The organism is Floridaenema flaviceps BLCC-F50 (assembly GCF_041929275.2).
Taxonomy (GTDB): Bacteria; Cyanobacteriota; Cyanobacteriia; order Cyanobacteriales; family Aerosakkonemataceae; genus Floridanema; species Floridanema flaviceps.
The window spans coordinates 1,771,308-1,795,436 of sequence record NZ_JBHFNR020000002.1 but is presented as its reverse complement, the minus strand read 5'-3'; the positions used below and the strand labels follow the sequence as shown (position 1 = coordinate 1,795,436).

22 protein-coding genes are annotated in these 24,129 nt (G+C 40.4%); 13 read left to right on the top strand and 9 right to left on the bottom strand.

Annotated features, from left to right (window positions below):
- The first annotated feature begins 196 nt into the window (after positions 1 to 196).
- From ACE1CI_RS28305 to ACE1CI_RS28290, 4 genes are all read left to right on the top strand, one after another.
- A complete protein-coding gene (locus ACE1CI_RS28305) occupies positions 197 to 940 on the top strand; it encodes a general stress protein (protein ID WP_496615873.1) in 744 nt (247 codons plus the stop codon).
- A gap of 136 nt (positions 941 to 1,076) precedes the next feature.
- On the top strand, positions 1,077 to 1,589 hold the full coding sequence (locus ACE1CI_RS28300) for a BON domain-containing protein (RefSeq protein ID WP_413263588.1): 513 nt from the start codon (positions 1,077 to 1,079) through the stop codon (positions 1,587 to 1,589).
- Between the two features lie 129 nt (positions 1,590 to 1,718).
- The gene (locus tag ACE1CI_RS28295; protein WP_413263587.1) at positions 1,719 to 2,006 is read left to right on the top strand and encodes a type II toxin-antitoxin system Phd/YefM family antitoxin; all 288 of its coding nucleotides are present in this window, start codon (positions 1,719 to 1,721) and stop codon (positions 2,004 to 2,006) included.
- A 7-nt stretch (positions 2,007 to 2,013) separates the two neighbouring features.
- Positions 2,014 to 2,343: a Txe/YoeB family addiction module toxin gene (locus ACE1CI_RS28290; RefSeq protein WP_413263586.1), complete on the top strand. Its 330-nt coding sequence runs from the start codon at positions 2,014 to 2,016 to the stop codon at positions 2,341 to 2,343.
- A gap of 53 nt (positions 2,344 to 2,396) precedes the next feature.
- Here the strand turns inward: ACE1CI_RS28290 and bioF are convergent, their stop codons facing one another.
- Together bioF and ACE1CI_RS28280 are read right to left on the bottom strand one after the other, a co-directional pair.
- Entirely contained in the window at positions 2,397 to 3,560 is a 1,164-nt protein-coding gene (gene bioF / locus ACE1CI_RS28285; protein WP_413263585.1) for an 8-amino-7-oxononanoate synthase, read from the bottom strand.
- A gap of 114 nt (positions 3,561 to 3,674) precedes the next feature.
- Positions 3,675 to 3,902, bottom strand: coding sequence for a hypothetical protein (locus tag ACE1CI_RS28280; RefSeq protein WP_413263584.1), 228 nt, complete (start codon positions 3,900 to 3,902; stop codon positions 3,675 to 3,677).
- A 384-nt stretch (positions 3,903 to 4,286) separates the two neighbouring features.
- Between ACE1CI_RS28280 and ACE1CI_RS28275 the strand changes: the two genes are divergently transcribed.
- Positions 4,287 to 6,305, top strand: coding sequence for a putative bifunctional diguanylate cyclase/phosphodiesterase (locus ACE1CI_RS28275; protein ID WP_413263583.1), 2,019 nt, complete (start codon positions 4,287 to 4,289; stop codon positions 6,303 to 6,305).
- Between the two features lie 55 nt (positions 6,306 to 6,360).
- Positions 6,361 to 7,143, top strand: a complete 783-nt coding sequence (locus tag ACE1CI_RS28270) for a radical SAM protein (protein WP_413263582.1) — start codon at positions 6,361 to 6,363, stop codon at positions 7,141 to 7,143.
- A 296-nt stretch (positions 7,144 to 7,439) separates the two neighbouring features.
- On the opposite strand, the gene ACE1CI_RS28265 is transcribed toward ACE1CI_RS28270, so the two are convergent.
- On the bottom strand, positions 7,440 to 8,099 hold the full coding sequence (locus ACE1CI_RS28265; RefSeq protein ID WP_413263581.1) for a class I SAM-dependent methyltransferase: 660 nt from the start codon (positions 8,097 to 8,099) through the stop codon (positions 7,440 to 7,442).
- Positions 8,100 to 8,352: 253 nt separating this feature from the next.
- Here ACE1CI_RS28265 and ACE1CI_RS28260 point away from each other — a divergent pair, with 253 nt between their 5' ends.
- Positions 8,353 to 9,414: a tetratricopeptide repeat protein gene (locus ACE1CI_RS28260; protein ID WP_413263580.1), complete on the top strand. Its 1,062-nt coding sequence runs from the start codon at positions 8,353 to 8,355 to the stop codon at positions 9,412 to 9,414.
- An 83-nt stretch (positions 9,415 to 9,497) separates the two neighbouring features.
- Here ACE1CI_RS28260 and ACE1CI_RS28255 read toward each other — a convergent pair whose 3' ends face one another.
- Positions 9,498 to 10,976: an aminotransferase class I/II-fold pyridoxal phosphate-dependent enzyme gene (locus ACE1CI_RS28255; RefSeq protein WP_413263579.1), complete on the bottom strand. Its 1,479-nt coding sequence runs from the start codon at positions 10,974 to 10,976 to the stop codon at positions 9,498 to 9,500.
- 199 nt (positions 10,977 to 11,175) lie between these two features.
- Here ACE1CI_RS28255 and ACE1CI_RS28250 point away from each other — a divergent pair, with 199 nt between their 5' ends.
- Together ACE1CI_RS28250 and ychF are read left to right on the top strand one after the other, a co-directional pair.
- Positions 11,176 to 11,400: a gamma-aminobutyric acid A receptor, epsilon-like protein gene (locus ACE1CI_RS28250; protein ID WP_413263578.1), complete on the top strand. Its 225-nt coding sequence runs from the start codon at positions 11,176 to 11,178 to the stop codon at positions 11,398 to 11,400.
- A gap of 44 nt (positions 11,401 to 11,444) precedes the next feature.
- A complete protein-coding gene (gene ychF / locus ACE1CI_RS28245) occupies positions 11,445 to 12,536 on the top strand; it encodes a redox-regulated ATPase YchF (protein WP_413263577.1) in 1,092 nt (363 codons plus the stop codon).
- A 16-nt stretch (positions 12,537 to 12,552) separates the two neighbouring features.
- Here the strand turns inward: ychF and ACE1CI_RS28240 are convergent, their stop codons facing one another.
- From ACE1CI_RS28240 to ACE1CI_RS28230, 3 genes are all read right to left on the bottom strand, one after another.
- Entirely contained in the window at positions 12,553 to 13,086 is a 534-nt protein-coding gene (locus tag ACE1CI_RS28240) for a hypothetical protein (protein ID WP_413263576.1), read from the bottom strand.
- A 120-nt stretch (positions 13,087 to 13,206) separates the two neighbouring features.
- Entirely contained in the window at positions 13,207 to 13,674 is a 468-nt protein-coding gene (locus ACE1CI_RS28235; RefSeq protein WP_413263575.1) for a hypothetical protein, read from the bottom strand.
- 71 nt (positions 13,675 to 13,745) lie between these two features.
- Positions 13,746 to 14,684 (bottom strand): glycosyltransferase family 2 protein, encoded by a 939-nt coding sequence (locus ACE1CI_RS28230; RefSeq protein WP_413263574.1) that lies wholly within the window; start codon positions 14,682 to 14,684, stop codon positions 13,746 to 13,748.
- A gap of 186 nt (positions 14,685 to 14,870) precedes the next feature.
- Between ACE1CI_RS28230 and ACE1CI_RS28225 the strand changes: the two genes are divergently transcribed.
- The 4 genes from ACE1CI_RS28225 (at position 14,871) to ACE1CI_RS28210 (ending at position 22,209) form a co-directional block, all read left to right on the top strand.
- On the top strand, positions 14,871 to 15,410 hold the full coding sequence (locus ACE1CI_RS28225) for a DUF3172 domain-containing protein (RefSeq protein WP_413263573.1): 540 nt from the start codon (positions 14,871 to 14,873) through the stop codon (positions 15,408 to 15,410).
- Between the two features lie 492 nt (positions 15,411 to 15,902).
- Complete coding sequence (locus ACE1CI_RS28220; RefSeq protein ID WP_496615872.1) at positions 15,903 to 16,244, top strand: hypothetical protein; 342 nt, start codon at positions 15,903 to 15,905, stop codon at positions 16,242 to 16,244.
- A 420-nt stretch (positions 16,245 to 16,664) separates the two neighbouring features.
- Positions 16,665 to 19,133 (top strand): HD family phosphohydrolase, encoded by a 2,469-nt coding sequence (locus ACE1CI_RS28215; RefSeq protein WP_413263571.1) that lies wholly within the window; start codon positions 16,665 to 16,667, stop codon positions 19,131 to 19,133.
- A 340-nt stretch (positions 19,134 to 19,473) separates the two neighbouring features.
- A complete protein-coding gene (locus ACE1CI_RS28210; RefSeq protein WP_413263570.1) occupies positions 19,474 to 22,209 on the top strand; it encodes an SBBP repeat-containing protein in 2,736 nt (911 codons plus the stop codon).
- A gap of 263 nt (positions 22,210 to 22,472) precedes the next feature.
- Here ACE1CI_RS28210 and ACE1CI_RS28205 read toward each other — a convergent pair whose 3' ends face one another.
- On the bottom strand, positions 22,473 to 23,270 hold the full coding sequence (locus ACE1CI_RS28205) for a carbohydrate ABC transporter permease (RefSeq protein WP_413263592.1): 798 nt from the start codon (positions 23,268 to 23,270) through the stop codon (positions 22,473 to 22,475).
- 76 nt (positions 23,271 to 23,346) lie between these two features.
- Positions 23,347 to 23,913, bottom strand: coding sequence for a 5-formyltetrahydrofolate cyclo-ligase (locus tag ACE1CI_RS28200; RefSeq protein ID WP_413263569.1), 567 nt, complete (start codon positions 23,911 to 23,913; stop codon positions 23,347 to 23,349).
- Positions 23,914 to 24,129: the final 216 nt, after the last annotated feature.

Here is a 24,129-nt window from a genome sequence, read left to right as displayed (position 1 = left end):
AATACTTAACATTTATTATTGTCTAAACTAGCAAATCACTATTACCTTTCTCTCGATAGAGAGCTAGTTACACCTAAAGACTGATCAATAAATTAGCTAAAAATAACAATATAGGAAATGGAACTAATAATAAACATTTTTACTAAATGTCTGCTTATTAGTTGTTGAGAAAAAGCTTGTGCTTAAGGAGGAAGAAATGGCTTTAGGTAATCACAGACGCGCTGTAGGAGTTTTTAGTAATTATCGGGCAGCAGAAGCTGCACTTCAAGATTTAAAAAATTCCGGCTTTCCAATGGATAGAGTTTCTGTAATTGCTAAAGATGCAGATAGAAATAGAGATCACATTGCAGGTGCAGAAGTTAAAGATGCGCGTGGCAACAAAGCTGATGAAGGTGCAGCTACAGGCGCGATCGCAGGCGGTACTCTAGGCGGATTAACTGGTTTATTAGTAGGTTTGGGTGCATTGGCTATTCCCGGAATTGGCCCTGTAATGTTAGCGGGTGCAACTGCTACGGCGATCGCAACTACCCTTTCAGGAACAGCGATTGGTGCTGCGGCTGGTGGCTTGTTGGGTGCATTAATTGGTTTGGGAATTCCCGAAGAACGGGCTAGAGTTTACAACGAGCGTGTATCTCGCGGTGAATATTTGGTAATTGTTGATGGCGATAGCGATGACATTGCTCGTGCGGAAGCAATTTTACGCCGTCACAATATTGAAGAGTGGGGAGTTTATGATTCCGATCGCGACTTAGATAGAGATGTCCGTCACGAACACATCCATGATCGCGATCGCGATCGCGATGTAGTGCGTCGTGATTACACCAATGCTAGTGATGCTGATGTAATTCATAGGGATGCTGATGTAGTTCACAGTGATGCTGATGTCGTCATTGTCGATCGTCGCGATCCAGTAGTCGATCCTCGCGATCCCGTACTTTAATTTACAACTCAAACAGAAAAAAGTTTCGGATTAATAGACAAAACTCCTCACACTTCAGTTAACAACTAATGCCTGGAGTTTTGTCAAATACTCAACTAGATTTTCAAAATTTATCCTCTTTAGGAGAAGGAAGAAAATGAAAAAATTAACCCCATTTTTACTCGCAGGTGCTTTAATGTTTGGTGCAGTTGCTTGTGCTGATAATGAAAAGACAACCCAAAATGCCCCAAATAGCACCAATCAAGCCCAAACTCAAACCCCCACAGCACAGAATGTCAAAGATGCTCAAGATGACGCTCAGAGTCAAGTGCGGAGAGATCAATTAAACTCTGATATTCGTGCCCGCGAACAACGCAATAATATCACTGGTGGCGATACCGATCGGGCTCAATCAGACCTAGAAAATGAAGTTCGCAATAAATTGGAAGCTAACATTCCCCGAAGTGAATTAACAATTGATGCTAAAGAAGGTGCTGTAACTGTAGCAGGAACAGTTGTCGATCAAAAAGATTTAGCTAAAATTGCACCTTTAGCCAAAGAAATTAAAGGTGTTAAAAGTGTAACCGTTAAGGCAACAGTTGCTCCAGTAAAACCAAACGCTAATAACCAAAACACTAACAACCAAACTAACACCAAGAAAGGTCAGTAAAAGTAACATCAAATTTCTCAGATCCCCGACTTCTTCAAGAAGTCGGGGATATAAATTCGTGGGCAAGGGTTTCTGTTCGTTTATACTAATAGATGCGATCTAATTAAACTAATAACCTGAGAAGCAAAAATGCTAAATCAAACAACTTATAATCAAGCCTGTAAAAACTTCGAGCAAATTTACGATGAAGTCATCTCCACCCGTGAACCTGTAGTTGTTAGTCGAGAAGGCTACGAAAGTGTATCTGTAATTCCTACAGATGAGTTAAATAGAATGATTGAAACTATCTATTTATTCCAGTCTCATGAGAATGCAGTGCGTCTTTTAGATGCTCTACAACGTGCTAAAAAACGGACGAATAAACCTCAAACTCTAGAAGATTTGCGGAAAAGGTTTGGACTGACTGAGGAAGTATAAAAAGTTTATGTCGGAGAATACAGAATCAGAAGATATTCCTCAATCAGAATCGCCTCAAGAGGAAAGTTCAAAACGAGATCTAGTTTTTGATGTTGGATTTCTGGAAGACCTCACATTCTGGGTAGAGACAAATAGGAAAACTGCTCTTCGCTTATTATCTTTAATTGAAGAGATTAGGCGCAATCCTTTTACAGGAACGGGAAAACCAGAACGATTGAAGTATCAGGATGCAAATGTATGGTCGCGCCGATTAACTCAAAGCGATCGAATTGTTTATCTTGTCAGTGAAGATAGAATTGAGTTTTTACAAGCTCGATATCACTATAGCGATCGCTAGTATAACGGCAACTCCCAGATCCCCGACTTCTTCAAGAAGTCGGGGATCTAAATTCACAAACTTTTTAAAGCTGCTACTAGTTTTTCTAGTTGATACGCTTCATGAGTTGCCATTATAGAAATGCGAATTCGACTAGTAGGAACTGTGGGCGGACGAATTGCTGGGGCAAAAATTCCGGCTTCTTTTAACTTGATTCCTGCTGCTAATGCAGTGGCGGCATCCTTTAGTTGTATGCACAAAATTGCTGATTCTGAAGGTAATAATTTTAAGTTAGGTAATTGTTGGGAAATTAAATCTTTGAGAGTTTTTATATTTTGCCATAATTGAGCGCGACGTTCTGGTTCTTGTTGCACAATGTTAATCGCTTCTAAGGCAGCGGCAGTGTCAGCAGGTGATAATCCAGTAGTATAAATCCAAGTTGGGGCGCGATTACGTAAAAAGTCAATTAAAGTAGCTGAACCTGCAACATAACCGCCTAAACTTCCCAAGGCTTTACTTAATGTACCAATTTGAATTAATGGGCGATCGCTACAATTAAAATGTTCTACAGAACCCGCACCATTTTTGCCTAAAATTCCGGTGGCGTGTGCTTCATCAACTAATACCATGCAGTGAAATTTTTCGGCTAAGTCCAATAATTCTGGTAAAGGGCATAAATCCCCATCCATACTAAAGACAGTATCGGTAATAATTAAGCAACGACGGTATTTTTCTCGATGTTGATTGAGGTGATTTTGTAATTGAGCTAAGTTGCAATGGTCATAATCAATTATTGTGGCACCACTGAGAATCGCACCGTTTTTGAGACTAGAGTGATTGTATCGATCGCAAAGAATTAAATCTCTTTTTCCGACTACAGAGGCGATCGCACCCAAGGAAGCTAGATACCCGGAACTAAATACAAGGGCGGCTTCTGTTTGTTTCAAAGAGGCGATCGCATTTTCCAATTCTCGATGTAATTTTCGATGTCCGCTTAGTAACCGCGAACCAGTGCTTCCCGTGCCGAATTTTTCCGTAGCAAATACAGCAGCGGCAATTAAGCGGCGATCGCCTGCTAAACCCAAATAATCATTACTAGCGAAATTAATTACAGTTCGTCCTTCTAGTTGGACAACTGCACCAGGAGCACCGGAAATAGTTTGCTCAAAACGATACCAATCGGCTCGATGAATGGTGGTAAGAGATGGTTCTATCCAAGCGTAAGGATCGATCGACATTCGATTTTAGATTTTAGATTTTAGATTTTAGATTGCAGGTTAAACCCCACAGATAAATCTGGGGGCTTAGACTGAGTTTATGGTATCTTAAATTACTGAGTAGCTAAACATTGACTAAGATTGGTTTTCTGAAGAGTCAGGTGGATTTTTAATTTGCTCATTCTTGCCTTTAACTGGTGGGAGTTGTTCCACTAAGCCCATCTCAAAGGCAACATCAGGCAAGTCTCCTACTATGTATTTTCCTGGCTCAAACACCCGTCCCGCAGTGAAACAGTACTGCTTTAGTACCACCTCTTGACCAGGAAGAAACATTTCTCTGGACATTCTTCTTTCTAGTGGCATAGCCGATTCTCCAACACATTTTTACTATTATTCAATTGTGACAGTTAACCTCCGATCTGAGTAAAAGATAACATTAATCTCTATGGTTGATCTTTCAAATAGGTGTATAATATTAAAAATTTTACTAAAACTAAGAAGTTGTACAAAACAAGACTGAACTATTGTTTTTACAGATCCGATCGCGTAAAAAAGTAACTTTCTCCTAAAGTGAAACCATATTACCTGAACTTGGACACCTATACCCTTAAACCAAACTTAATTAAAACTCTGCAATACATCTCTCAAATCCTTAGTGTTGCAGTTTTTATTTTAGGCTGCTTAGTTAGCTTAGGTTGGATATTTGATATTAGCATATTTAAAAGCCTGTTGCCTCACCTAGTAACAATGAAAGGGAACACAGCGATCGCTCTGATTATAGGATCTGTTTCTCTGCGCTTGTTACATCGAAAAGAAGAGAACAATGCCAACAAAAAAATATGGGTTAGAGTAATTAATTTTTTGGCTTTTATAGTTATTTCGATTGGCTCATTAACTTTAATTCAAGATATATTCTCAATAGACTTGGGAATCGACCGATTGATTTTTAAAGAAGTAAAACCCGAAAATATACCAGGTATTCCGGGAAGAATGGCACCGAATACAGCTTTATGTTTTATTTGGTTTGGTTTAGCTATAATTTTACTAAATAAAAGAGGATATTTTGCGGCTCAACTGCTTAGTGTCATTGGATTTTTATTAGGCTTTTTAGGATTATTAGGTTATCTCTATGGCATCACCGAATTTTATGGGATTGGGGCTAATACAGCAATGGCATTGCATACAAGCGTAGCCTTTATTTTACTATTTATTGGCAACTTGTTTGCTTATCCAAACCGAGGGTTAATGTCTGCAATTACTAACGAATTTGCAGGCGGAATTATGGCTCGGCGTTTGGCATTAGCTGTAATTGGGATACCACCTTTTTTGGGCTGGCTAATTTTAGAGGGAAAAAGATTAGGGCTTTACGACAGTGAAGTAGCAATAGCACTTTTGGGTGTATTAAATATCTTTGTTTTGGGAATTATCATTTGGTGGAATGCGAAAAAATTAGGAGCGATAGATTATCAAGCTTCCCACGATCCATTGACAGGTTTACCCAACCGCAAAATGTTTACTGATTTGTTATCTGCTTCATTAACAAATGCCTTCCGTCGTCAAGGAAAGGTAGCGGTAATGTTTTTAGACTTAGATCGCTTTAACAAGATTAATGATATTTTAGGTCATGATGTAGGCGATCGCTTATTAAAAGCAACAGCAAAAAGGCTAACTAGTTGCTTTCAAGAATATAATATAATTGCTCGGTGGGGAGGAGATGAATTTACGATTCTATTGCCCTACATTAACAATATCGAATATGCCGCTAAATTAGCTCAAAAAATTCTCGATACTTTAAAGCCACCTTTTATTATTGATAATCATTATCTTCATATCACTTGTAGCATTGGTATTGCCATTTATCCCGAAAATGGTGAAGATGGCGACACCTTGATTAAAAATGCTGATATAGCATTATACAATGTCAAAAGAGATGGGAGAAATAATTACAGTTTCTATAATCCTAGTATCAACGCTCAAAACTCAGAATTATTAATTTTAGAAAACCGATTACACTATGCTTGGGAGAGAGGAGAAATTTTACTTTATTATCAACCAAGAGTAAATATTGCCACCGGAAAAATTACTGGTGTGGAAGCTTTAGTCCGTTGGCAATCTCCTGAATTAGGTTTCGTTTCTCCGGTAGAATTTATTCCGCTCGCAGAAGAAACCGGATTAATTGTACCGCTAGGAGAATGGATACTTTATACTGCTTGCACAGAAATAAAAGCTTGGATCGATCGAGGTTTGCCAGAAATTAGGGTAGCAGTTAACCTCTCGGCGCGACAGTTTCAACAAACAAATTTAGTGTCAATGGTAACTCAAATATTAACAGAAACCGGATTAAGCCCCCAAAATTTAGAGTTAGAAATTACGGAAACAATTGCCATGCAAAATGTAAAAATTACTAAGGAAAAACTCAATCAATTATCTCAAATGGGAATTCATATTTCGATGGATGATTTTGGCACAGGGTATTCTTCCTTGAGTTATTTGAAACAATTTCCGCTGCATTCCTTAAAAATCGATCGCTCCTTTGTCAAAGATATCACTTTCGATCCTTGTGATTTAGCGATCGCATCAGCTATAGTCGCTTTAGGAAAAGGACTAAACATTAACGTAGTCGCAGAAGGCGTAGAAACAGAAGCACAATTAGAATGTTTACGCCAACTAGGATGTGCGGAAATTCAAGGTTATTTCTTCAGTCCGCCCTTACCAGCTAAAGATACTATTAAATTACTGAAAAAACATCAATCTGTACCTGGTTAAAGTTCTAAACTGAAGGCAGAAGGCTTTTATGCAGAGGGCAGAAGGTAAAGAAAAAATGTCATTTTGTTCAGTATATGGCCCGGTAAATTCTTGGCGTTTTGGTCGATCGCTTGGGATCGATCCCATTGGTGCTATTTCCACCTGTTCTTTTGACTGCGTTTATTGTCAATTAGGAGCAATTGAACGGTTAGAGAGCGATCGGCAAATCTTCACCCCCACCGAGCAAATTCTACAAGATTTACAACCCTTTGCGCCTTGGGATGTAGATGTAATTACCCTCAGCGGTAGCGGAGAGCCAACATTAGCATTAAACTTAAGAGAAATTCTCGCCAAAGTTAAAGAAATCACTGCTAAACCTTTAGTAGTATTAACTAACGGCACATTACTAAAAGATCCCGATGTCCGTGAAGCACTAGCATTAACAGACAGAGTAGCAGTAAAATTAGATGCTGTTTCGGCTGAACAATTGCGACGAGTTAATCGTCCCGTAGCTGAAATAAATTTAGCGGAAATTTGGCAGGGAATCCAACAATTTCGGGCTGATTATCCAGGTAAGTTAGCAGTACAAACCATGATTTTGTCCGCTTGGAATCAAGAAATTCAATCGGATTATATCAACCGAATGAAAGTATTAATTCCTGATGAAATTCAACTCAACACACCTTCGCGCCCCAAACCTTTAACTCATCAATTAGATGCTAGAGGTAACAATCAAATTGCAGATTGCGTTTATCCAGTAAATAGCCTCAAGTGTGTTGATGCTGATTACTTAAAAACATTTGCCGATCGCATTGAGCAACAAACTGGTGTTTCAGTTCGCTGGAAAATATCTGATTAAGAAAGGCTTTAGGACAGAAGTTTTGAGATAAATAAAGTTTTTGCACCAGATAAGATCCCCCCTAACCCCCCTTGCCAAGGGGGGAACTAGAACACCGATTCAGTATTATTTTTGGGGATGAGAAACTGAGATAAGAGCACTCCTGAGCAGAGCCTCTATTTCTCGTTCCCAGGTTGAACCTGGGAACGAGGTCTTGGAGGTTCTACCTCCAAAAGTGGCGCAAGATCTCAGAGAAAGAACATTATTCAAAGTCCCCCTTTTTAAGGGGGATAATGGGGGATTTGCAATGTGTTGTATTAAAACTCAAAACTTCTTTCTACTGTCCAATGCCTGTCGGAAGATTGATATATTTTCACGTCTTGTAAACCAGCTTGAGAAATTAGTTGATTGACCTCATCAAGAGTAAAAGCAGCATGGAGAGAATCAGCGAATAACTGTTTTTGGTGAGGGTCGTATTCTGTGCCGATACTTTCTACTAAATTATCCAAAGTTTCTTGATTAGCAGGTCGAATTAAATCACGAATTAGGATAGCACCTTTGGGTTTTAAAACTCGTTTAATTTCTTGCAAAAAAGGTAGGGGATCGGGTAAATGGTGAATCAAACTATTAGAAATTACCAGATCGAAATATGCGTTAGGGTATGGTAATTGCTTGGCATCTACTAGTTCTAAAACTATTTGTGGTTGTAAACCTGCGTTTTTTATATGTTCAGCGCCGATTTTTAACATATTTTCTGCTAAGTCGATGCCTGTTACTTGCCATTGGGGACGTTGCTGGCAAAGTAATAGGGGAATTCTGGCGGTACCAGTTCCGGCATCTAAAACTTTAGCTGCTGTTGGCGCTAGTGCGATCGCCCGTTGAGCAAAAGCAGCATTTACCTGGGTGAAATCCATCGCATCATAAGCGACAGCTTCTTCCCAACTGTCCATAACTTCCGGTTCTAAAACTCGCTGCATTGACGATTCTCCGAAATCTTGATTTGACCTCAAATATTTATTTTGGCGCAGTTGCTATTTATTTCTGGAAATTGGGGAATGATACAATTAGGGGTGGATTTTTTGTACGTAAATCGAATCGAGTTAACTTTTACTCAGTGATCTGTATCATTCACACAGAAGTAAAAGATGTGCATACTGCCAGGAGAGGACTTTTTCAGAGGTTGGAGATATGGATAGCCAGGGGTATCGGATATACCTAGAAGAAAATAAAATGCGTATTCCGAACGGCGATCGAACTACGATCGCTCACCCGCTACCTGAAGATTGGCAGGGTAACGAAAAGGAAGCGCTAGAAAAACAACCCAAATGTGCCAAAGCAATACAATTAATTGCACAAGCGTCAGATTGCCATCAAAATCAACAGTATAATGCAGCAATTAAATTTCTCCAACAGGCTCTTACTATCTACCGGGAAATTAAGTATCGTTCGGAAGAGGGAGTAGTCCTGGGGAAAATTGGCAACGCTTTATACGCTTTGGGTGATTATGTAAAAGCGATTAACTATTACCTACAATGGTTGGATGTAGTTAGGGAACTTAAAGATCTCCGTGCAGAAGGACTAGCGCTAGGAAATTTAGGTAATGCTTATCGCCACTTAGAAGATAATGTCAGAGCAATTGAATACCAACAGCAAAGTTTGGCAATTGCCAAAGCAGTAGGAGACGATCGCGCAGAGGTAGCGGCGTTAAATAATTTAGGATTGGCATTTAAAGCATTAGGCAATTATGAAAAAACTGTGGAGTACCTGCAACAAAGTTTGGTGCTGATGCAGAAGTTAACAGATCGACAAGGAGAAGCGCAAGTTCTGCGAAATTTGGGCAATGTTTATTATGCTTTAGGAAATTATGCTCAAGCGATCGATGCTTATCAAAAGAGATTAGCGATCGCAAAAGATATCCAAGATGGCAGAGGCGAATTACAAGTACTAAGAAATTTAGCCAGTGCTTGCTATGCTGTGGGTGACTATTCTAGAGCAATTGAATATTACCAAATGCGCTTAGAAATTGCGCGACAAATTGAAGATCATCGCGTCGAAGAACAAAGTTTAGGAAATTTAGGAGTTACATACGAAGCAGTGGGAAATTTCGCCAAAGCAGTAGAATGTTATGAACAGCGTTTAGCTGTAGCTATTTTTATGCAAGATAGCCGAGTTGAACAGCAATCTCTGGGGAGTTTAAAAGTTGCTTGCTATGCAATGGGCGATTACGCCAGAGCATTTAAATATCAAGAAATGCGGAATAATCCTTCCCAAAATTTCATCGGTAATCGCTAGTGTAAGAAGGCAGAAGGCTCCCAGGAAAGAAAGGTTTTGTTGATTAGTTATTGCTGTGTCCCTGCACTAGATTTTTGCTTTCATTACTCAGATTTTACGACTTTTAAAGTTTTCAGAGTTGCATCTACACAACCAGTAATTTCGCTGCCAATTGCCTGCATATTTAGCAAATATTCAAGAGCATCTGGAGTAATCACTTCTCCCGGCATCAACACTGGAATTCCTGGTGGATATGGGCAAATTATTTCTGCACAAATTCTAGAAATTGCACGCTTGATTGGTAAGGTTTCCGTCGCCGCAAAGAAAGCTTTACGGGGGGATATTGTTGGTGTTTCCTTCTGAAAATAAACAGGAAAATTATCCATTGATTCGGGCAAATTAGCAAGTGATTTTTCTCCTTGATGCTCTTGAGCTAATTTCTGAAAAGATTGCACTAATTTTTCTATATCTGTTTGGTTGTTTCCTAAACTAATAATAAAAGTCAGATGTTTTCTTGAGGAAAATTCAGCTATTATACCCTGTTGAGCGAGTAGATCTTCGGCAGCAAATCCTGTTAAACCTAATTCGGAAACTATCACAGTTAGTCTAGTGCGATCGAGATTGACAAACCCTGCGGAAGGATACAATTCTAAAACCGATAATTGTGGAATTTGACTAATTTCCGTTCTTGCTATTTCGGCAAGTTGTAAAGTGCGACTCATCAATTCTGCGCCACCCAAAGCCATTTGTTGACGTGCTGCATCTAAAGAAGCTAATAACAAATAACTCGGACTTGTAGATTGAACTAATTGTAAAGCTTTGGTGATGCGATCGCGATCGATCCTCTCACCTTGAACGTGCAAAATTGAAGCTTGAGTTAAGCCGCTTAACACCTTATGAACAGATTGTACAGTTAAATCAGCACCTTTTGATAAAGCCGAGGGAGGTAAATCAGCATGAAAAGCAAAATGAGGGCCGTGAGCTTCATCAACTAATAGTGGAATATTATATTGATGGGCGAGATTAGCGATTCCTTCCACATCTCCACAAACACCATAATAAGTTGGATAAACCATCATAACCGCTTTCGCATCTGGATGTTCCCTCAAAGCATCAGCAACACCTTCCGGCGTAATACTGTGAGCAATATCTAAAATTCGATCGGATTCAGGTTGTACAAAAATCGGAATTGCACCCGAAAGAATCAACCCAGAAATTGCCGATTTATGAACATTGCGAGGTAGAATAATTTTTTCCCCATCACCACAAGTCGCCAAAATAGCCGCAATAATTCCCGCCGTAGAACCATTAGTTAAAAACCAAGATTCCTCCGCACCAAAAGCCGCCGCTGCTAGTGCTTGCGCCTCCTTAATCACACCTTCAGGAGCCGATAAATTATCTAAATTTTCCAACTCCGTCAAATCAGCCTTAAACACCTGAGAACCCAACAAATCTCGCATCTTTTGCGAAACTCCCCGACCTTGTTTATGCCCTGGAGTATAAAAAGCCGCATGATCATCCTCAACATAACTTTTAATCGCATCTAATAAAGGTGTTTTTGCTTGAAAATTGCGATCGAACATTTAAAATTTCACCTTTAAAACTACAGTAACTCTAAATCAACTAACAAAACTTCTCCCTCTTCTCTTTCTTCTCTTGGCGTTCTTTGCGTCCTTTGCGGTTCCAAAAAAATCCAAAATCATAAGAAATAGCCAATCAGACAGAGGAAATAAAAGCAAAAATTTCCTACTTTTAAAATAATCGAACCACAAAACAACCCTTATGATTAATCCAGTCCCCAACCCAATTCCCCAACCAGGCACCCTACCCAGTCCCCTACCCGAACCTCTGCCCAACCCAATTCCCGCACCAGAACCAGTGCCAACACCCATACCCCAACCAGTTCCAAGTCCCGCACCAGAACCAGTGCCAACACCAATACCCCAACCAGTACCAGAACCAATTCCGCAAACAGTACCCGCACCAATTCCCCAAACCGTTCCTTAGAGTTTAAAATCAAATTTGCACCCAGTTTTTAACCTTGGACTAAGATGCTAAGAGCCGGAATTGTTGGACTCCCTAACGTTGGTAAATCTACATTGTTTAACGCTTTGGTGGCAAATGCTAAAGCAGAAGCCGCCAATTTTCCTTTTTGTACAATTGAACCGAATGTCGGCGTGGTTGCTGTTCCCGATGAACGGTTAAATGTGTTAGCCAAAATATCAGATTCAGCGCAAATTATTCCTGCTAGAGTCGAATTTGTGGATATTGCGGGTTTGGTGAAAGGTGCGAGTCAAGGTGAAGGACTGGGAAATAAATTTTTATCCCATATTCGTGAAGTTGATGCGATCGTTCATGTAGTCCGCTGTTTTGAAGATGATGATATTATTCACGTTGCGGGTTCTGTCGATCCAGCCAGAGATATTGAAGTCATTAATTTAGAATTAGGTTTAGCAGATTTGGATCAAATTGAACGAAAGATCGATCGCACCCGCAAACTAGCACGCACCAGCAAAGAAGCGCAACTGGAATTAGAAGCATTAGAAAAAATCAACGTAGTTTTAAACGCAGGAAAACCAGCCAGACAAGCTAGTTTAACCGATGAAGAGAAACAAGCAATTAAAGGTTTAGGTTTACTCACTAACAAACCAATCATCTATGCTGCCAATGTCTCGGAAGATGACTTAGCAAGCGGCAATGAATATGTAGAAAAAGTACGCGAAATCGCCGCCCAAGAAAACGCCCAAGTCGTAATTGTTTCCGCCCAAGTAGAATCAGAATTAATTGCTTTACCAGAAGAAGATCGAGGAGAATTTCTCGAATCTCTCGGAGTAGAAGAAGGCGGATTAAAATCTTTAATTCGCGCCACTTACGAACTTTTGGGATTAAGAACTTACTTCACAACCGGGCCAAAAGAAACCCGCGCTTGGACAATTCACGCTGGAATGTCAGCACCCCAAGCAGCAGGTGTAATTCACACAGATTTTGAGCGAGGTTTCATTCGTGCAGAAACCGTTGCTTACAAAGATTTAGTAACAAATGGATCGATGAATGCAGCTAAAGAAAAAGGTTTAGTTCGCAGTGAAGGTAAAGAATATGTTGTGCAAGAAGGTGATGTAATGTTGTTTAGATTTAATGTGTAAATAATTCCAGAGAAATCTAAGCATCATTAATATTTTCAAAGATAGATCTAGAAGGATAATCAATTTCTAGATCTACTGCAATCAATTCAAAACCATTATCATTCCTGTATTGTTCAATATCTAATCCCTTAGTCATTACTTTTTCCCAAGAAGCAGTTTTTCGGTGGTTTTCCCTAATAAAATTGATGGGAAAAGCATAAAATTCTGGTTCTTTTCTACCCTCTATGGAAGAAATTCCCTTTTTATAGAAGTAACCGATATTGAGAAATACAATTATTAAATAATCAAAGGCAGGAAAAGATTGCTCTTTTACAGGAAAACCTCGATCGCAGTCTGTCTGATAACGACTTTTCACTTGAACTCTAACCTGTTTTTTAGTTTTCCGAGGATCGGGATGAATGCAAATTAAGTCGTAACCTTCATTGTTTGGAGGTGCTTTGTAAGTAAGGATATTTCTTCTCATTAAATACCCTTGGACTAAAAACTCAGCACCATGAGAAACAACTGGGAACCTCAAAAAGCTTTTAGCTTTTTTTGCGGAATCATTCATGTTTAACAAAAATCTTTCAATATTAAGATAACTAAAATTAAAATTGGTCTGCTGCTTAGGAGTTGATAGTTAGTGATTTTTCCCAACTACCAACTACCAACTACCAATCACCAACTAAACTTAAAATGATGCAGCGTAAATCAATTCAAACTCACGAACAATTGTCACACAACAAGAGTTATTCGGTTGATCTACTGTTTGAAAGCCAATATTACCAGCAACCGTTGTAATTGGTCGTCTTAAGGGTTTATTATCATATTGACTGCGTTCGCGAGTACTCCAATCCATAATGGTAGCGTCGAGATTATTTTGAATTTCTGCTGCTAACATTAACAGGTCAAATTTATCTTTACTTAGCCCAACTATCGGAAATTTCATGATAATTAATTGGGTAATAATTGGTCTAGCATCGTTCGCAGTGACGTGAGTTTGGCAACTACCAAATTCTAGATCGTAATGCTCAAAGTGGAAAATTTCTTTGTACTCAGTAAAGTTCGTTTGGATATCTTTAATTGCTTTGTCTATCTGGGGGAATAGCCCTAAATTTGGATCGGATAGTAACTTGCGAATGTTGGAAATTTCAGTCATGGTACTGTTTACCTATTTAGGATATTGTTAAGGATGCTCTTTCTGCCACGCTGGATTAGTAACTATTAAAATTACTCATCACTAGCTAGTTCTAGTTTTGTTACCAAAGCCTCTGTCAGTAACTCCTTAACTCTCTGTGCTTGATACCATCTCAATAATATGATGCTTTTTGCTCCTTTAATTAAGAGAATTTTGATTAGTTCCTGTCTGAGATTTTGCCGTAAATCTTTGGGTAAGGAATGATAAGTTTTATTAAAAATAATTTTTAGCCATACTTTATAAATCTCAAACAAAGTGGCAATGCGATCGCCATTTAAATTCCGATTAGTTGTTTGTTCAGCATGAATGTGGAAAGTTGCCAATTCCTCATCGACAAAACCCACTTTATAATCAGCCATAATCCGCAACCACATTTCTAAATCACATAATTGCTTAAAACTTGGATCGAACAAACCAATTTGGGGAAACACTTCTCGACGAATTAACACATTCGTCGGTTCACCAATTTTATTGTATGGCGGCTTTAAAAAATTTGCATCTCTGAGCAAACTTAGACCAGATTGAATTGATTCTAACCGAGTCCAGCGCCGATGTAAATCTTGCATACCTTTAATAAAATTGGCATCGATCGACCGAGCGAAAACCAAGCGACGTGGACAGAAAACTAAACCTATTTCCTCATCCTGTTCAGCTAAATTTACCATTTTGGTAATGCAGTCTGGAGCGATCGTATCATCCTGAAATAAAAACTTGACATACTTACCTTGAGCTTGGGAAACACAAAAATTCCAATTCCCAACCAATCCATATCTAGCATGAGTAAAAATTCGACAATTGGGTAAATTCGCGGCTTGTAATAACCTTAAAGACCCATCTTGAGAAGCATCATCAGAAATAATAATTTCCGTATGCGGATAAGTATTGCTTTCAAGACACTGGACTAGTGGTGCAATAAATTCACCAGCGTTATAAACAGGAATACAAATACTGACTAGTGGATAAATACGCATTTACTAATCATCAGAAGCATTTTTTCCTAGCTAGCCTAAACTTAGCCTGATATAGTAACACTTAGCGCTTAAGTTGAGGTAGCACGTAAACTTTACCACACAACTTAAAATTAAGGGCATACTGGAAACAGTAGTACCAGTTCCGCTTACGCATTAAATAAAATTGGTAAAACTTGTCGAGTAATTATGAGACGTAAATCCCCCACTGTGACTAACAGACCTACATCATCCACCAGTAAACCTTCACTGTTTAATTACACATCATTAGCAATTATTGCAGGCGTTTTCATTTTAGGAATCGGAATTGGCATTGCCTTTAGTACTACAGCAACTTCTGATTCCGGCAATAACGTCTATTCCCGCGAATTTATCGATCGCAGCGCCCCCAACGCAGAACTTTGTGCTCAATTTGGTGCCAGTGCGATCGTCACCGACACCCGCGTTTTCGTTACCCTCAACCCCTTTAGCGTCTACATATCTCAACCAAAAATGCAGCCTGGATGCGTACTGCGTACCAACAACTGGTCAATCTTAGAGCAAAGAAAACTCATCAACGGCGAACAAGTGCGAAATTGTAAACTGCGGATGAACACCTTCGCTTATACAGGAGCCCTAGAAAGTTCACCCGAAATTGACTGTGTATACCGCAACGACAACGATCAAAACCGCTTCAACCAAATACCTGGTAGTGGTGGCCCACCTCCAGCAGACACCAGTGAATTCTAACTCTTAAACCGAAGGCAGAAGGGTTCCAAGGCAAAAATTCCCCTTGTCCCCTCTGCTCCCTTGTCCCCTGTTCCCTTGTCCCTTCCCTCACCAAAATATTCCGCTCTAGACTAATAAGATAAAAAGTATTAAAAAATACAAAGTTTTAGCGATCGAATTTACTTCTAGTTAAATTTTGTGGGTCTATTGTAAAGATACTGTGAAGTAACCGAACTTAGCTCGAAATTATGAAATTGGTACCAGTATAGTGAAAACACTTAAATTTAATACCGAACGAGTTAGGTTCTGACCAGAAATTACCAAAAATTATCAATCAAAGTGCAGAAAATTACATAATTACGCGGAGCTAAGGATTTTTCTGGTCAGGGGACTCTTTCTCAATTCCTAATCCTAACCTCGTATGATTGAGCTTTTTCCTGCATTCTCAGCCTCAGCCTGAGTTGCAAACACATTTTGCAGCCGATTCCCTGTTAGTCCTCCGAGTAAGCCATTATGTATCTCACTAAACCCGATCGTGAAGACAGTACCCCCCTAAGCGAGCTAGTTGGTTTTAGTTCCCAAACCGCTTACAAAATTTCCCGCAGCCCTGCTTTACGAAAATTTCATCAGATAGAAACCCAGGTAAGTAAAACTACGGAAAAAGAATACTCCCATGTAAATCACGCACCTCCCCTGTCTTCCCTAAGAGAAAGAGACTTACAAGCTTTAGCAGAAATGTTCGAGCCAGAGGATGCCGCAGAAGTAGAAGCCGAACTCGCCCACTATCTCAATTTAATGTGTCCAGAACCTTGCTGGGAAGAAGACCCTTTCGACTTTCTGCGCGATTACTTGTAATTAATTTGATTAACATAAATTATAGAAATGAAACACTAGATAGGCGGATGCTTGATCTTCTGCTAGACTTCCCATAAGCTAGGGATCAAAGCAAAATCGGCGATCCCACTGGTACAGTGTCGATCGCAATAGCATCTGTCTTGGATAAATCGCTGTTACTGCCTATGCTAGTGATTCATCTAAATTTAAAGACTAGATTAACGACTGGAGAAGCAAACCCTTACTACTCTTCAGCATTATTGGTATTTTTTATACAACCATCGATAGAGCCTCATTTTTCCATCAACCTTCTATAATAACCAAATGAGTAACACTTTGTCTCATCTAGATACCGAGTTCAGGGTGTACCGCCGCTCTTAGATGAAAACGTTTTATTCGTGGACAAAACAGCTTAAGCAATGGCGGAGAATTGCCCTCAGCATGGCTCTTTTAAAAACATTCAAACGTACATACCGTTCGTCAAAACCTAAACCCGACCAAGAGATTGTCTCTTCGCCAAAGGCTCCCGAACGGCATCAATCTATTTACAAGCTGGTGCTCAAACACCTGCGGAGCTTGCTTGTAGAAACAAATCCTTGTCAAACTCAAGCCCTAAACTGTCGGCGCTCTAAAACCGGAAAACGCCCCAAAGTTGCCTTAGTCATGGCAATGATTTCCCTGACCAGCGCTATGGGTCATCGCTTCTACAATCAGCCAAAACTGGACGTTGACACCTTAGCCCCCGCCACCATCGTTGCACCACGAGACGCAACAGTTGCAGACCCGAAAACCACAGAAGCAAAACAAAAAGCAGCCCGTCGGGGATTAATACCAGTATTAATGGTCGATGCCAATGTTAATCATCTTATTTATCAAGAATTACAGCAAAAAATTCAGCAAATCAACCAATCTCGCCGCATTGCTGGACAATTTCCCTTTACATCCGTTTTATCCACTGCCAGCCAAATTTACTTGCGGAGTTGCTCAGAATCGGAATGGCAAGCAATTCTAGTCGGATTAAACGATCCCAATGAGAAAATAGAGAATGTTAATGAACTTCCTGCCAATGCTTCTTCCCCAGAGGTCAACTCTCCACAAGTACCACAGGTCATTAACGAACTCAAAGCCTATCGCCGGATTAATCCAGAGGGATTAGCAACACTAATAAATACAATTTCCCAAGCCCGTCAGCGCTATGCCCAAGCAATAGCAAATTTGTCCAGTAAATTGCTTTCTGAAGCCGAAGATTCGCTAAATTTATCCTTTTTAGAGTTGACGGAAGCGGATTGGCGCAAAACTCAAGCCGGAATTTCTCAAGCACTACAACGCATTCTCACTCAAGGTATAGCTCCTGGTTTACCCTTGGTGTTGAAACAGCAAGCTGTGAAAATTCAGGTGACAAATTTAGTACCAGAAACCGCTCAACCTGTAGTTACTCAGCTGATAGTTGGTGCCCTAAAACCGAATTTAATCGAAGATGCAGAACAAACAAAGCTGCAAGCTGAACAAGCCGCACAGCAAGTCAAACCAGAAATAGTTGAAATACACAAAGGAGAAATAATTGTCAAAGCAGGTCAACAAATTACCCAAAGGGAATTTGTCTTGCTCGATCACTTTAAATTAAGCCGTCGGGAAGTAAATTGGTGGGGTTTAGTTGGCTGTGGCGTATTAGTTAGCGGTGGCGTGAGCGTTTTTTGGTGGGTAGAAAGGCGCTTTCATGCAGGATTGCGCCAACGTGACCACGTTTTAATCCTGCTTTTGGCTTTAAGTGTTCCTTTATTGGTCAGTTTTGGCGTGAATTACAGCAGTCTACCAGCTGTGGGTTTGCTGGTGGGAACTTTTTATGGTTCCGCTTTGGGTGTAACTACGGTTGGTTTACTGACTTTAGGTTTGCCTATTGGCATGGAAACTGTTTTTTGGGATCATTTGTTGGCGAATGCAGCTGGGGCGATGGTGGGGAGTTTGATGGCGGGGAGATTGCGATCGCGCGAAGAACTCGCTTTACTAGGAATTGGCATCGGTCTAACCGAAGGAATCGTTTACCTCACTCTGAATCTAGTTCTCAGCGCCGCCGCAGGTTCAATCTGGTTAGCCGTACTCCAAGAAGCAGCAATTTACAGTCTCACAGGCGTAGCTTGGAGTGTCGTAGCATTAGGAATTAGCCCCTATTTAGAACAGTTATTTGACTTAGTTACCCCCGTTCGTTTGGCAGAATTAGCTAACCCAAACCGTCCTCTTTTAAAACGTTTGGCAGAAGAAGCACCCGGAACTTTTCAACATACTTTATTCGTAGCAACTTTAGCAGAAGCAGCCGCCAAAGCATTAGATTGCAATGTCGAATTAGTCCGCACCGGAACTCTATATCACGACATCGGCAAATTGCACGACCCCCAAGGATTTATTGAAAATCAAATGGGCGGGCCAAATAAACACGACCAAATTAATGACCCTTATTTTAGTACCGCAATTATTAAAAAGCACGTCACCGAAGGGTTAGTTATGGCACGTCGCTATCGCCTACCTAAAGCAATTCAAGCATTTATTCCCGAACATCAAGGAACAATGCAAATTGCCTATTTTTATCATCAGGCAAAACAACAAGAAAAAGAACCTATAGATGAATCTTTTTTCCGTTATGCAGGCCCAATTCCTCAATCACGGGAAACCGGAGTTGTCATGTTAGCAGATTCTTGCGAAGCAGCTTTAAGAAGTTTGAAAGATGCCACTTACGAAGAAGCTTTGGCAATGGTTAACAAAATTTTGAAGGCACGTTGGCAAGATAATCAATTAGTAGATTCCGGTTTAACCCGCGCAGAAATGACCCAAATTGCCGAAATTTTTGTCCAAGTTTGGCAACAGTTTCACCATAAACGTATTGCTTATCCAAAAGCAGCGTTGAATAATGGATAGGGGACTGGTAAAAAAGTTTTGAGTTTGTAGGGGCGGGTGAAGTCGCCAATACTGTAATCGCAGCAGAAGAATTAACAACAAAACCCGCCCTTACAGAGTTTTGAATTAAGAAGAAAAGTTAACCAAGATTTACAGATTTAGCAGATTTTTTGATTAATCCTGTTCATTAATCCTATTACAGCAGATTGCAGGTAAGTGAAGTACACAAAAGAAACCCGGTAACTTCTGCGAAACCGGGTTTCTTTGTACCTCACTTACCTGAAAAGTGCTTTTAATCGCCTGGGAACCAAGGAAATCCCACTATCATCTAACTAAGGGAGGAGTTATTAGGAATTAGAGTATGAGCGATGGTATTTTGTTGGAAGATTTCGGTGATACCTCCAGCGAGGTTGGCAGCAGCATCGTCAGCGACAGTAGCGGCAACCTCTACATTACAGGTCAGTTCAGTGGCAGCGTTACCTTCGGAAGTACGATCTTAACTTCGATCGGAGAGCAAGACATCTTTACAGCCAAACTAGACAGCAGTGGCAACATCACTTGGGCAACAAATTTGGGAACTACTGCTGGTAGAACGGTGAGTTACAGTATCACCACCGACAAAAGCAGCAACCTCTACACCACAGGCGCTTTCTCTACTCCTGTCTCCTTGGGAACTATTCCCATAATCCAAGGAGATCGAGACATTTTCGTAGCCAAACAGGACAGCAATGGCGACTTTATTTGGGCGAAAAGTTTCGGTTCTAACAACAACGACCAAGGTAGCAGCATCTCTACCGACAGTAGCGGCAACCTCTACGTTACAGGCTATTTCTCTGATTCCATCAGCTTCGGGAACACAATCCTGACTTCCAGTGGCGATCGAGATATTTTCGCAGCCAAACTGGATAGCAGTGGTAACGTCACTTGGGCGAAAAGCTTGGGGGGTACTCAAGACGACATTGGTAGGAGTATTATCACCGACAGTAACGGCAACGCCTACATCATAGGCGAATTCAGGGACAAAGCGACCTTCGGGAATAGTTCCTTGACTGCTCAAGGAAGCAGCGGTGATATCTTCGTCGCCAGATTGGATAGTAATGGCAACGTACTTTGGGCGCAAGGTTTCGGTAATACCACCAACGCCACTGAGATTGGCAGAAGCATCGTGGGCGACAAAAGTGGCAACCTCTACATCACAGGCGAATTTTCTAACAGTATCACCTTTGGGAGTACCATCCTGACTGCCCAAGGAAGCAGTGACATCTTCGTAGCTAAACTGGACAGCAGTGGTAACATCACTTGGGCGAAAAATTTGGGGGTGAGTAACTCTGCTACAAGTAATGGCATCACGATCGACAGTAACGGCAACATCTACACCACAGGCGAGTTCATTGGTAGCGTCACCTTTGGGAGTACGATCGTCACTGCCCAAGGAAACAGTGACTTCTTCCTAGCCAAACTGGACAGCAATGGCAAAGTCACTTCGGTGAACACTGTGGGAGGTAATAATACCGGGAATAGTAGTAATTTAGCGATCGGCTACGGCATCGCCACCGACAATAATGGCAACATCTACACCGCAGGTATTTCCAGTAGCACTACCAACTTCGTCACCAAACAGGAAGTTTTACCCACCATCACCATTGCCTCTGACATTACTAGCAGAGAAAGAGGCAGCACCGATGGCACTTTTGTCATCACTTTAGATAACCCCGCACCAGCAGGCGGTCTGACCATCAACTATAGCATCGCCGGAACTGCCAGCCTCACTACCAACTACAACCTAGCGGCAAGCTCAAATATTACCAACCTGACTGCAACCAGTTTTACCATTGCTGCCGGACAAAGAACTGCTATCTTAAAAGTCACTTCTGTAGCAGGCGCAGTATTTGAAGCGGGTAAAACAGTCCAACTGGTTTTAACTAGTGGTAATGGCTACAACATTGGTACTTCTAATAACGCCAGCCTTCCTATTGTCGATCAGTTTGAGTGCTACTGTGATTTTATTACTCCTCCCGATCTGAATAATTTGTCGGCTCGTTTATCGAATTTGAATCCAGTTAACAATTCCATAAATAATGATGGCAACAATAAACTTATTGTCGGTACACAGTTAAACGATCAGTTTTTCGGTTTAGGTGGCAATGATTTTGTACTAGGCGAAGGGGGTAATGATAATTTAGTTGGCGGAACTGGAAGTGATAGCCTTTATGGTAGTAAAGGAAATGATTGGCTTTCTGGTGGTGAAGGCGACGATTTTCTCAACGGTAACGAAGATATTGATTTCGTAAATGGCAACCAAGGCAATGATACTGTTCGCGGTGGTCAAAAAAATGATTTGGTGCGCGGTGGTAAAGGTAATGATGTAATATACGGCGATCAAAATGATGATGTTTTAGCTGGAGATCTAGGCGACGATACCATTTTTGGTGCTGGTACTATTGATTCCTTGGGAGGCAGCGATAACGATACCATCTTTGGCGGTGAAGGTAATGATTTGCTTTACGGTAATGCTGGCACTGACTTTATTTTTGCCCAGAATGGTAATGATACTCTCTTCGGTGGTAAAGGAAATGATTTTCTGTTCGGAGGAACTGGAGACGATCGCTTTTTTGGCGATTTAGGTAATGATTTTCTCTGCGGTGGAGATGGTAATGATACTCTCAACGGTGGAGATGGTAATGATGAAATTTGCGGTGGTAACGGAAATGATTCCATCTTTGGCAATAAAGGTGCAGATTGGCTCTTTGGTGAAACCGGAAATGATACTCTTTATGGTGGTCAAGGTGATGACACCTTAGTTGGTGGTGATGGTAATGATTTGCTCTTTGGTGATAACGGAAATAATTATCTGGTAGGTGGCAATGGTAGCGATCGATTTGTGTTATCTGCTAAAGGCAGTGAGCTAATTAGTGATTTCCAAGTAGGGGTGGATTTGTTAGGTTTATCGGGTGGTTTAACTTTCCCACAATTGTCAATTGTGCAAAGCGAAAATAATACCTTAATTAGGTTGCTTGGCAGTAACGAATTGTTAGCAACTTTGAAGGGAATTACTGCTAATTCGATTACTCAATCTAACTTTATTTCTCTGCCTTGATTTGGGATATTTATTTTTTGAGTAACACCCCAGAAACCCGGTTTGGCAGAAGTTACCGGGTTTCTTTGTAAGGGTTTCTTTGTAAGTAAGTAGGTAGATCTAAATAAAGTAAAACAAGGGCGGGCTCTCCTGCCCACCCCACAAGATTTTCAGCTTTATTGTGGGGTGGGCATCTTGCCCGCCCCATTGATAGATAACTATTTTCACTTTATTTATTTGCACCTACTTAGGGTTCAGAAACCGGGTTTCTTTGTATCGGAAATCTAACCTTTAACACCACTGCCTAAATCGCTCTTAACTATGTATCTTTGCAGGATAATAAATAATAGCAAAATTGGGGCGATCGATATTACTGAACCCGCAGCTATTAACCGCCAATCTAAGGAAAATGTCCCGGCTAATCTGGCTACGCCTAAAGGTAAAGTGTAATATTCTGGTTGCTCAATTACTATTAAGGGCCATAAGAAATCACTCCAAGAACCTATGAAGGTAAAAATTGCTAAAGTTACTAATGCTGGGCGAATTGCTGGTAACATGATAAACCACCAAATTCCTAATTCGGAACAACCGTCCATTCTGGCGGCTTCTTCTAATTCTTTGGGTACTCCTTGAAAGGCTTGGCGCAATAAGAAAATGCCAAATGCTGAGGCTAAACTGGGAAATATAATTCCTAAATAGCTGTTTTTTAAACCTAATTGTACTGTTAAAATATACAAGGGAATCATCACGATTTGAAAAGGAATCATGATCGTAGAAACGATGATGGCAAAAATTATGTTTCTGCCTTTAAATTCCAATCTGGCTAGGGGATAAGCCGCTAAAGCACAAAATAACAAGTTTAAAATAACTGTTAATCCTGCTACTAAGGTACTGTTAAATAAGTATTGGGCAAAAGGTAGGGATTGCCAAACTCGGATGAAATTATCGAAGGTTGGTTGCGTCGGGAAAAATTGTGGTGGGAATTGAAAAATGTTTTCTGAGGGTGATTTAAAGGCGGTGCTAATTAACCAGAATAAAGGAAAGAGCATGATTAGAGCGATCGCACCCAGCAACCCATACATCAAAACATATTTTCCCCCTGACCATTGGGAAAATTTAGATTTAAAAATCTGCTGTTTATCAAACATTATTTAGCTTTTATCCCTGATGTTTATTAATAAGTTTTACCCCGGTTTCCGTACAAACTCCTGTTAAAGATTGATCCCATTCATCGATCGGGATCTCTACCAAATAAGTGAATTCAAACACAACTCCAATAGTTAGTTTATTTGACCATTCAGGTAAAGTTAATAAACGGTCATAATATCCCGCACCGTAGCCCAATCGATATCCTCGCACATCACAAGCCACAGAAGGAACTAAAATTAAATCAACTTTACTGGGATCTAAAGTAGGCGCATTGGCAAGAGGTTCTAAAATACCAAATTTGTTGGTTTCTAAGTGATCTCCCGCTTGCCAAAAGTGCCAAGAGAGTTCCTTACCAACGCAGCGAGGAAAGCCCCAACGTCGAGAATTGTCAGCAAACAAGGGTTTTAAGTCTGGTTCTTGGCGGAAACTAAAATAAGCTAAAACGGTTTTTGCTTCCTTAAAGATGGGAGAAGATTGTAAGTGGGTGCAAATGCGATCGCTTTTTTCCTGCCATTCTGTTTTCGGGAGAATTTGCCGGATTTTTAGTAGCGATCGACGTAAACTAGCCTTATCCATTCAATAACTAGCCTTATCCATTCAATAAGTTCTCTAAAAGAGAATCACTTCATAGTTTAAGATTTCCAGACATCAAGATTAGCATAAGAATGTTAATGATACAGATGGTCGATCGCAAAACTAGGTTTCCGCAGATCTCGGTATCCCTGACTGAATGAATCATCAATTTTTTAAACTTCCTTGTTCAAAAGTTTAAATTCGACCAGGAAAAACCTA

Coding starts and splice junctions, on each gene's coding strand:
- ACE1CI_RS28270 (WP_413263582.1), top strand. CDS start 6,361: ATGTCATTTTGTTCAGTATATGGCCCGGTAAATTCTTGGCGTTTTGGT.
- ACE1CI_RS28275 (WP_413263583.1), top strand. CDS start 4,287: ATGAAAGGGAACACAGCGATCGCTCTGATTATAGGATCTGTTTCTCTG.
- ACE1CI_RS28265 (WP_413263581.1), bottom strand. CDS start 8,099: ATGCAGCGAGTTTTAGAACCGGAAGTTATGGACAGTTGGGAAGAAGCT.
- ACE1CI_RS28200 (WP_413263569.1), bottom strand. CDS start 23,913: ATGGATAAGGCTAGTTTACGTCGATCGCTACTAAAAATCCGGCAAATT.
- ACE1CI_RS28290 (WP_413263586.1), top strand. CDS start 2,014: ATGTCGGAGAATACAGAATCAGAAGATATTCCTCAATCAGAATCGCCT.
- ACE1CI_RS28205 (WP_413263592.1), bottom strand. CDS start 23,270: ATGTATGGGTTGCTGGGTGCGATCGCTCTAATCATGCTCTTTCCTTTA.
- ACE1CI_RS28225 (WP_413263573.1), top strand. CDS start 14,871: ATGAGACGTAAATCCCCCACTGTGACTAACAGACCTACATCATCCACC.
- ychF (WP_413263577.1), top strand. CDS start 11,445: ATGCTAAGAGCCGGAATTGTTGGACTCCCTAACGTTGGTAAATCTACA.
- ACE1CI_RS28300 (WP_413263588.1), top strand. CDS start 1,077: ATGAAAAAATTAACCCCATTTTTACTCGCAGGTGCTTTAATGTTTGGT.
- ACE1CI_RS28305 (WP_496615873.1), top strand. CDS start 197: ATGGCTTTAGGTAATCACAGACGCGCTGTAGGAGTTTTTAGTAATTAT.
- ACE1CI_RS28230 (WP_413263574.1), bottom strand. CDS start 14,684: ATGCGTATTTATCCACTAGTCAGTATTTGTATTCCTGTTTATAACGCT.
- bioF (WP_413263585.1), bottom strand. CDS start 3,560: ATGTCGATCGATCCTTACGCTTGGATAGAACCATCTCTTACCACCATT.
- ACE1CI_RS28240 (WP_413263576.1), bottom strand. CDS start 13,086: ATGAATGATTCCGCAAAAAAAGCTAAAAGCTTTTTGAGGTTCCCAGTT.
- ACE1CI_RS28260 (WP_413263580.1), top strand. CDS start 8,353: ATGCGTATTCCGAACGGCGATCGAACTACGATCGCTCACCCGCTACCT.
- ACE1CI_RS28215 (WP_413263571.1), top strand. CDS start 16,665: ATGGCTCTTTTAAAAACATTCAAACGTACATACCGTTCGTCAAAACCT.
- ACE1CI_RS28235 (WP_413263575.1), bottom strand. CDS start 13,674: ATGACTGAAATTTCCAACATTCGCAAGTTACTATCCGATCCAAATTTA.
- ACE1CI_RS28220 (WP_496615872.1), top strand. CDS start 15,903: ATGTATCTCACTAAACCCGATCGTGAAGACAGTACCCCCCTAAGCGAG.
- ACE1CI_RS28210 (WP_413263570.1), top strand. CDS start 19,474: ATGAGCGATGGTATTTTGTTGGAAGATTTCGGTGATACCTCCAGCGAG.
- ACE1CI_RS28295 (WP_413263587.1), top strand. CDS start 1,719: ATGCTAAATCAAACAACTTATAATCAAGCCTGTAAAAACTTCGAGCAA.
- ACE1CI_RS28280 (WP_413263584.1), bottom strand. CDS start 3,902: ATGCCACTAGAAAGAAGAATGTCCAGAGAAATGTTTCTTCCTGGTCAA.
- ACE1CI_RS28255 (WP_413263579.1), bottom strand. CDS start 10,976: ATGTTCGATCGCAATTTTCAAGCAAAAACACCTTTATTAGATGCGATT.
- ACE1CI_RS28250 (WP_413263578.1), top strand. CDS start 11,176: ATGATTAATCCAGTCCCCAACCCAATTCCCCAACCAGGCACCCTACCC.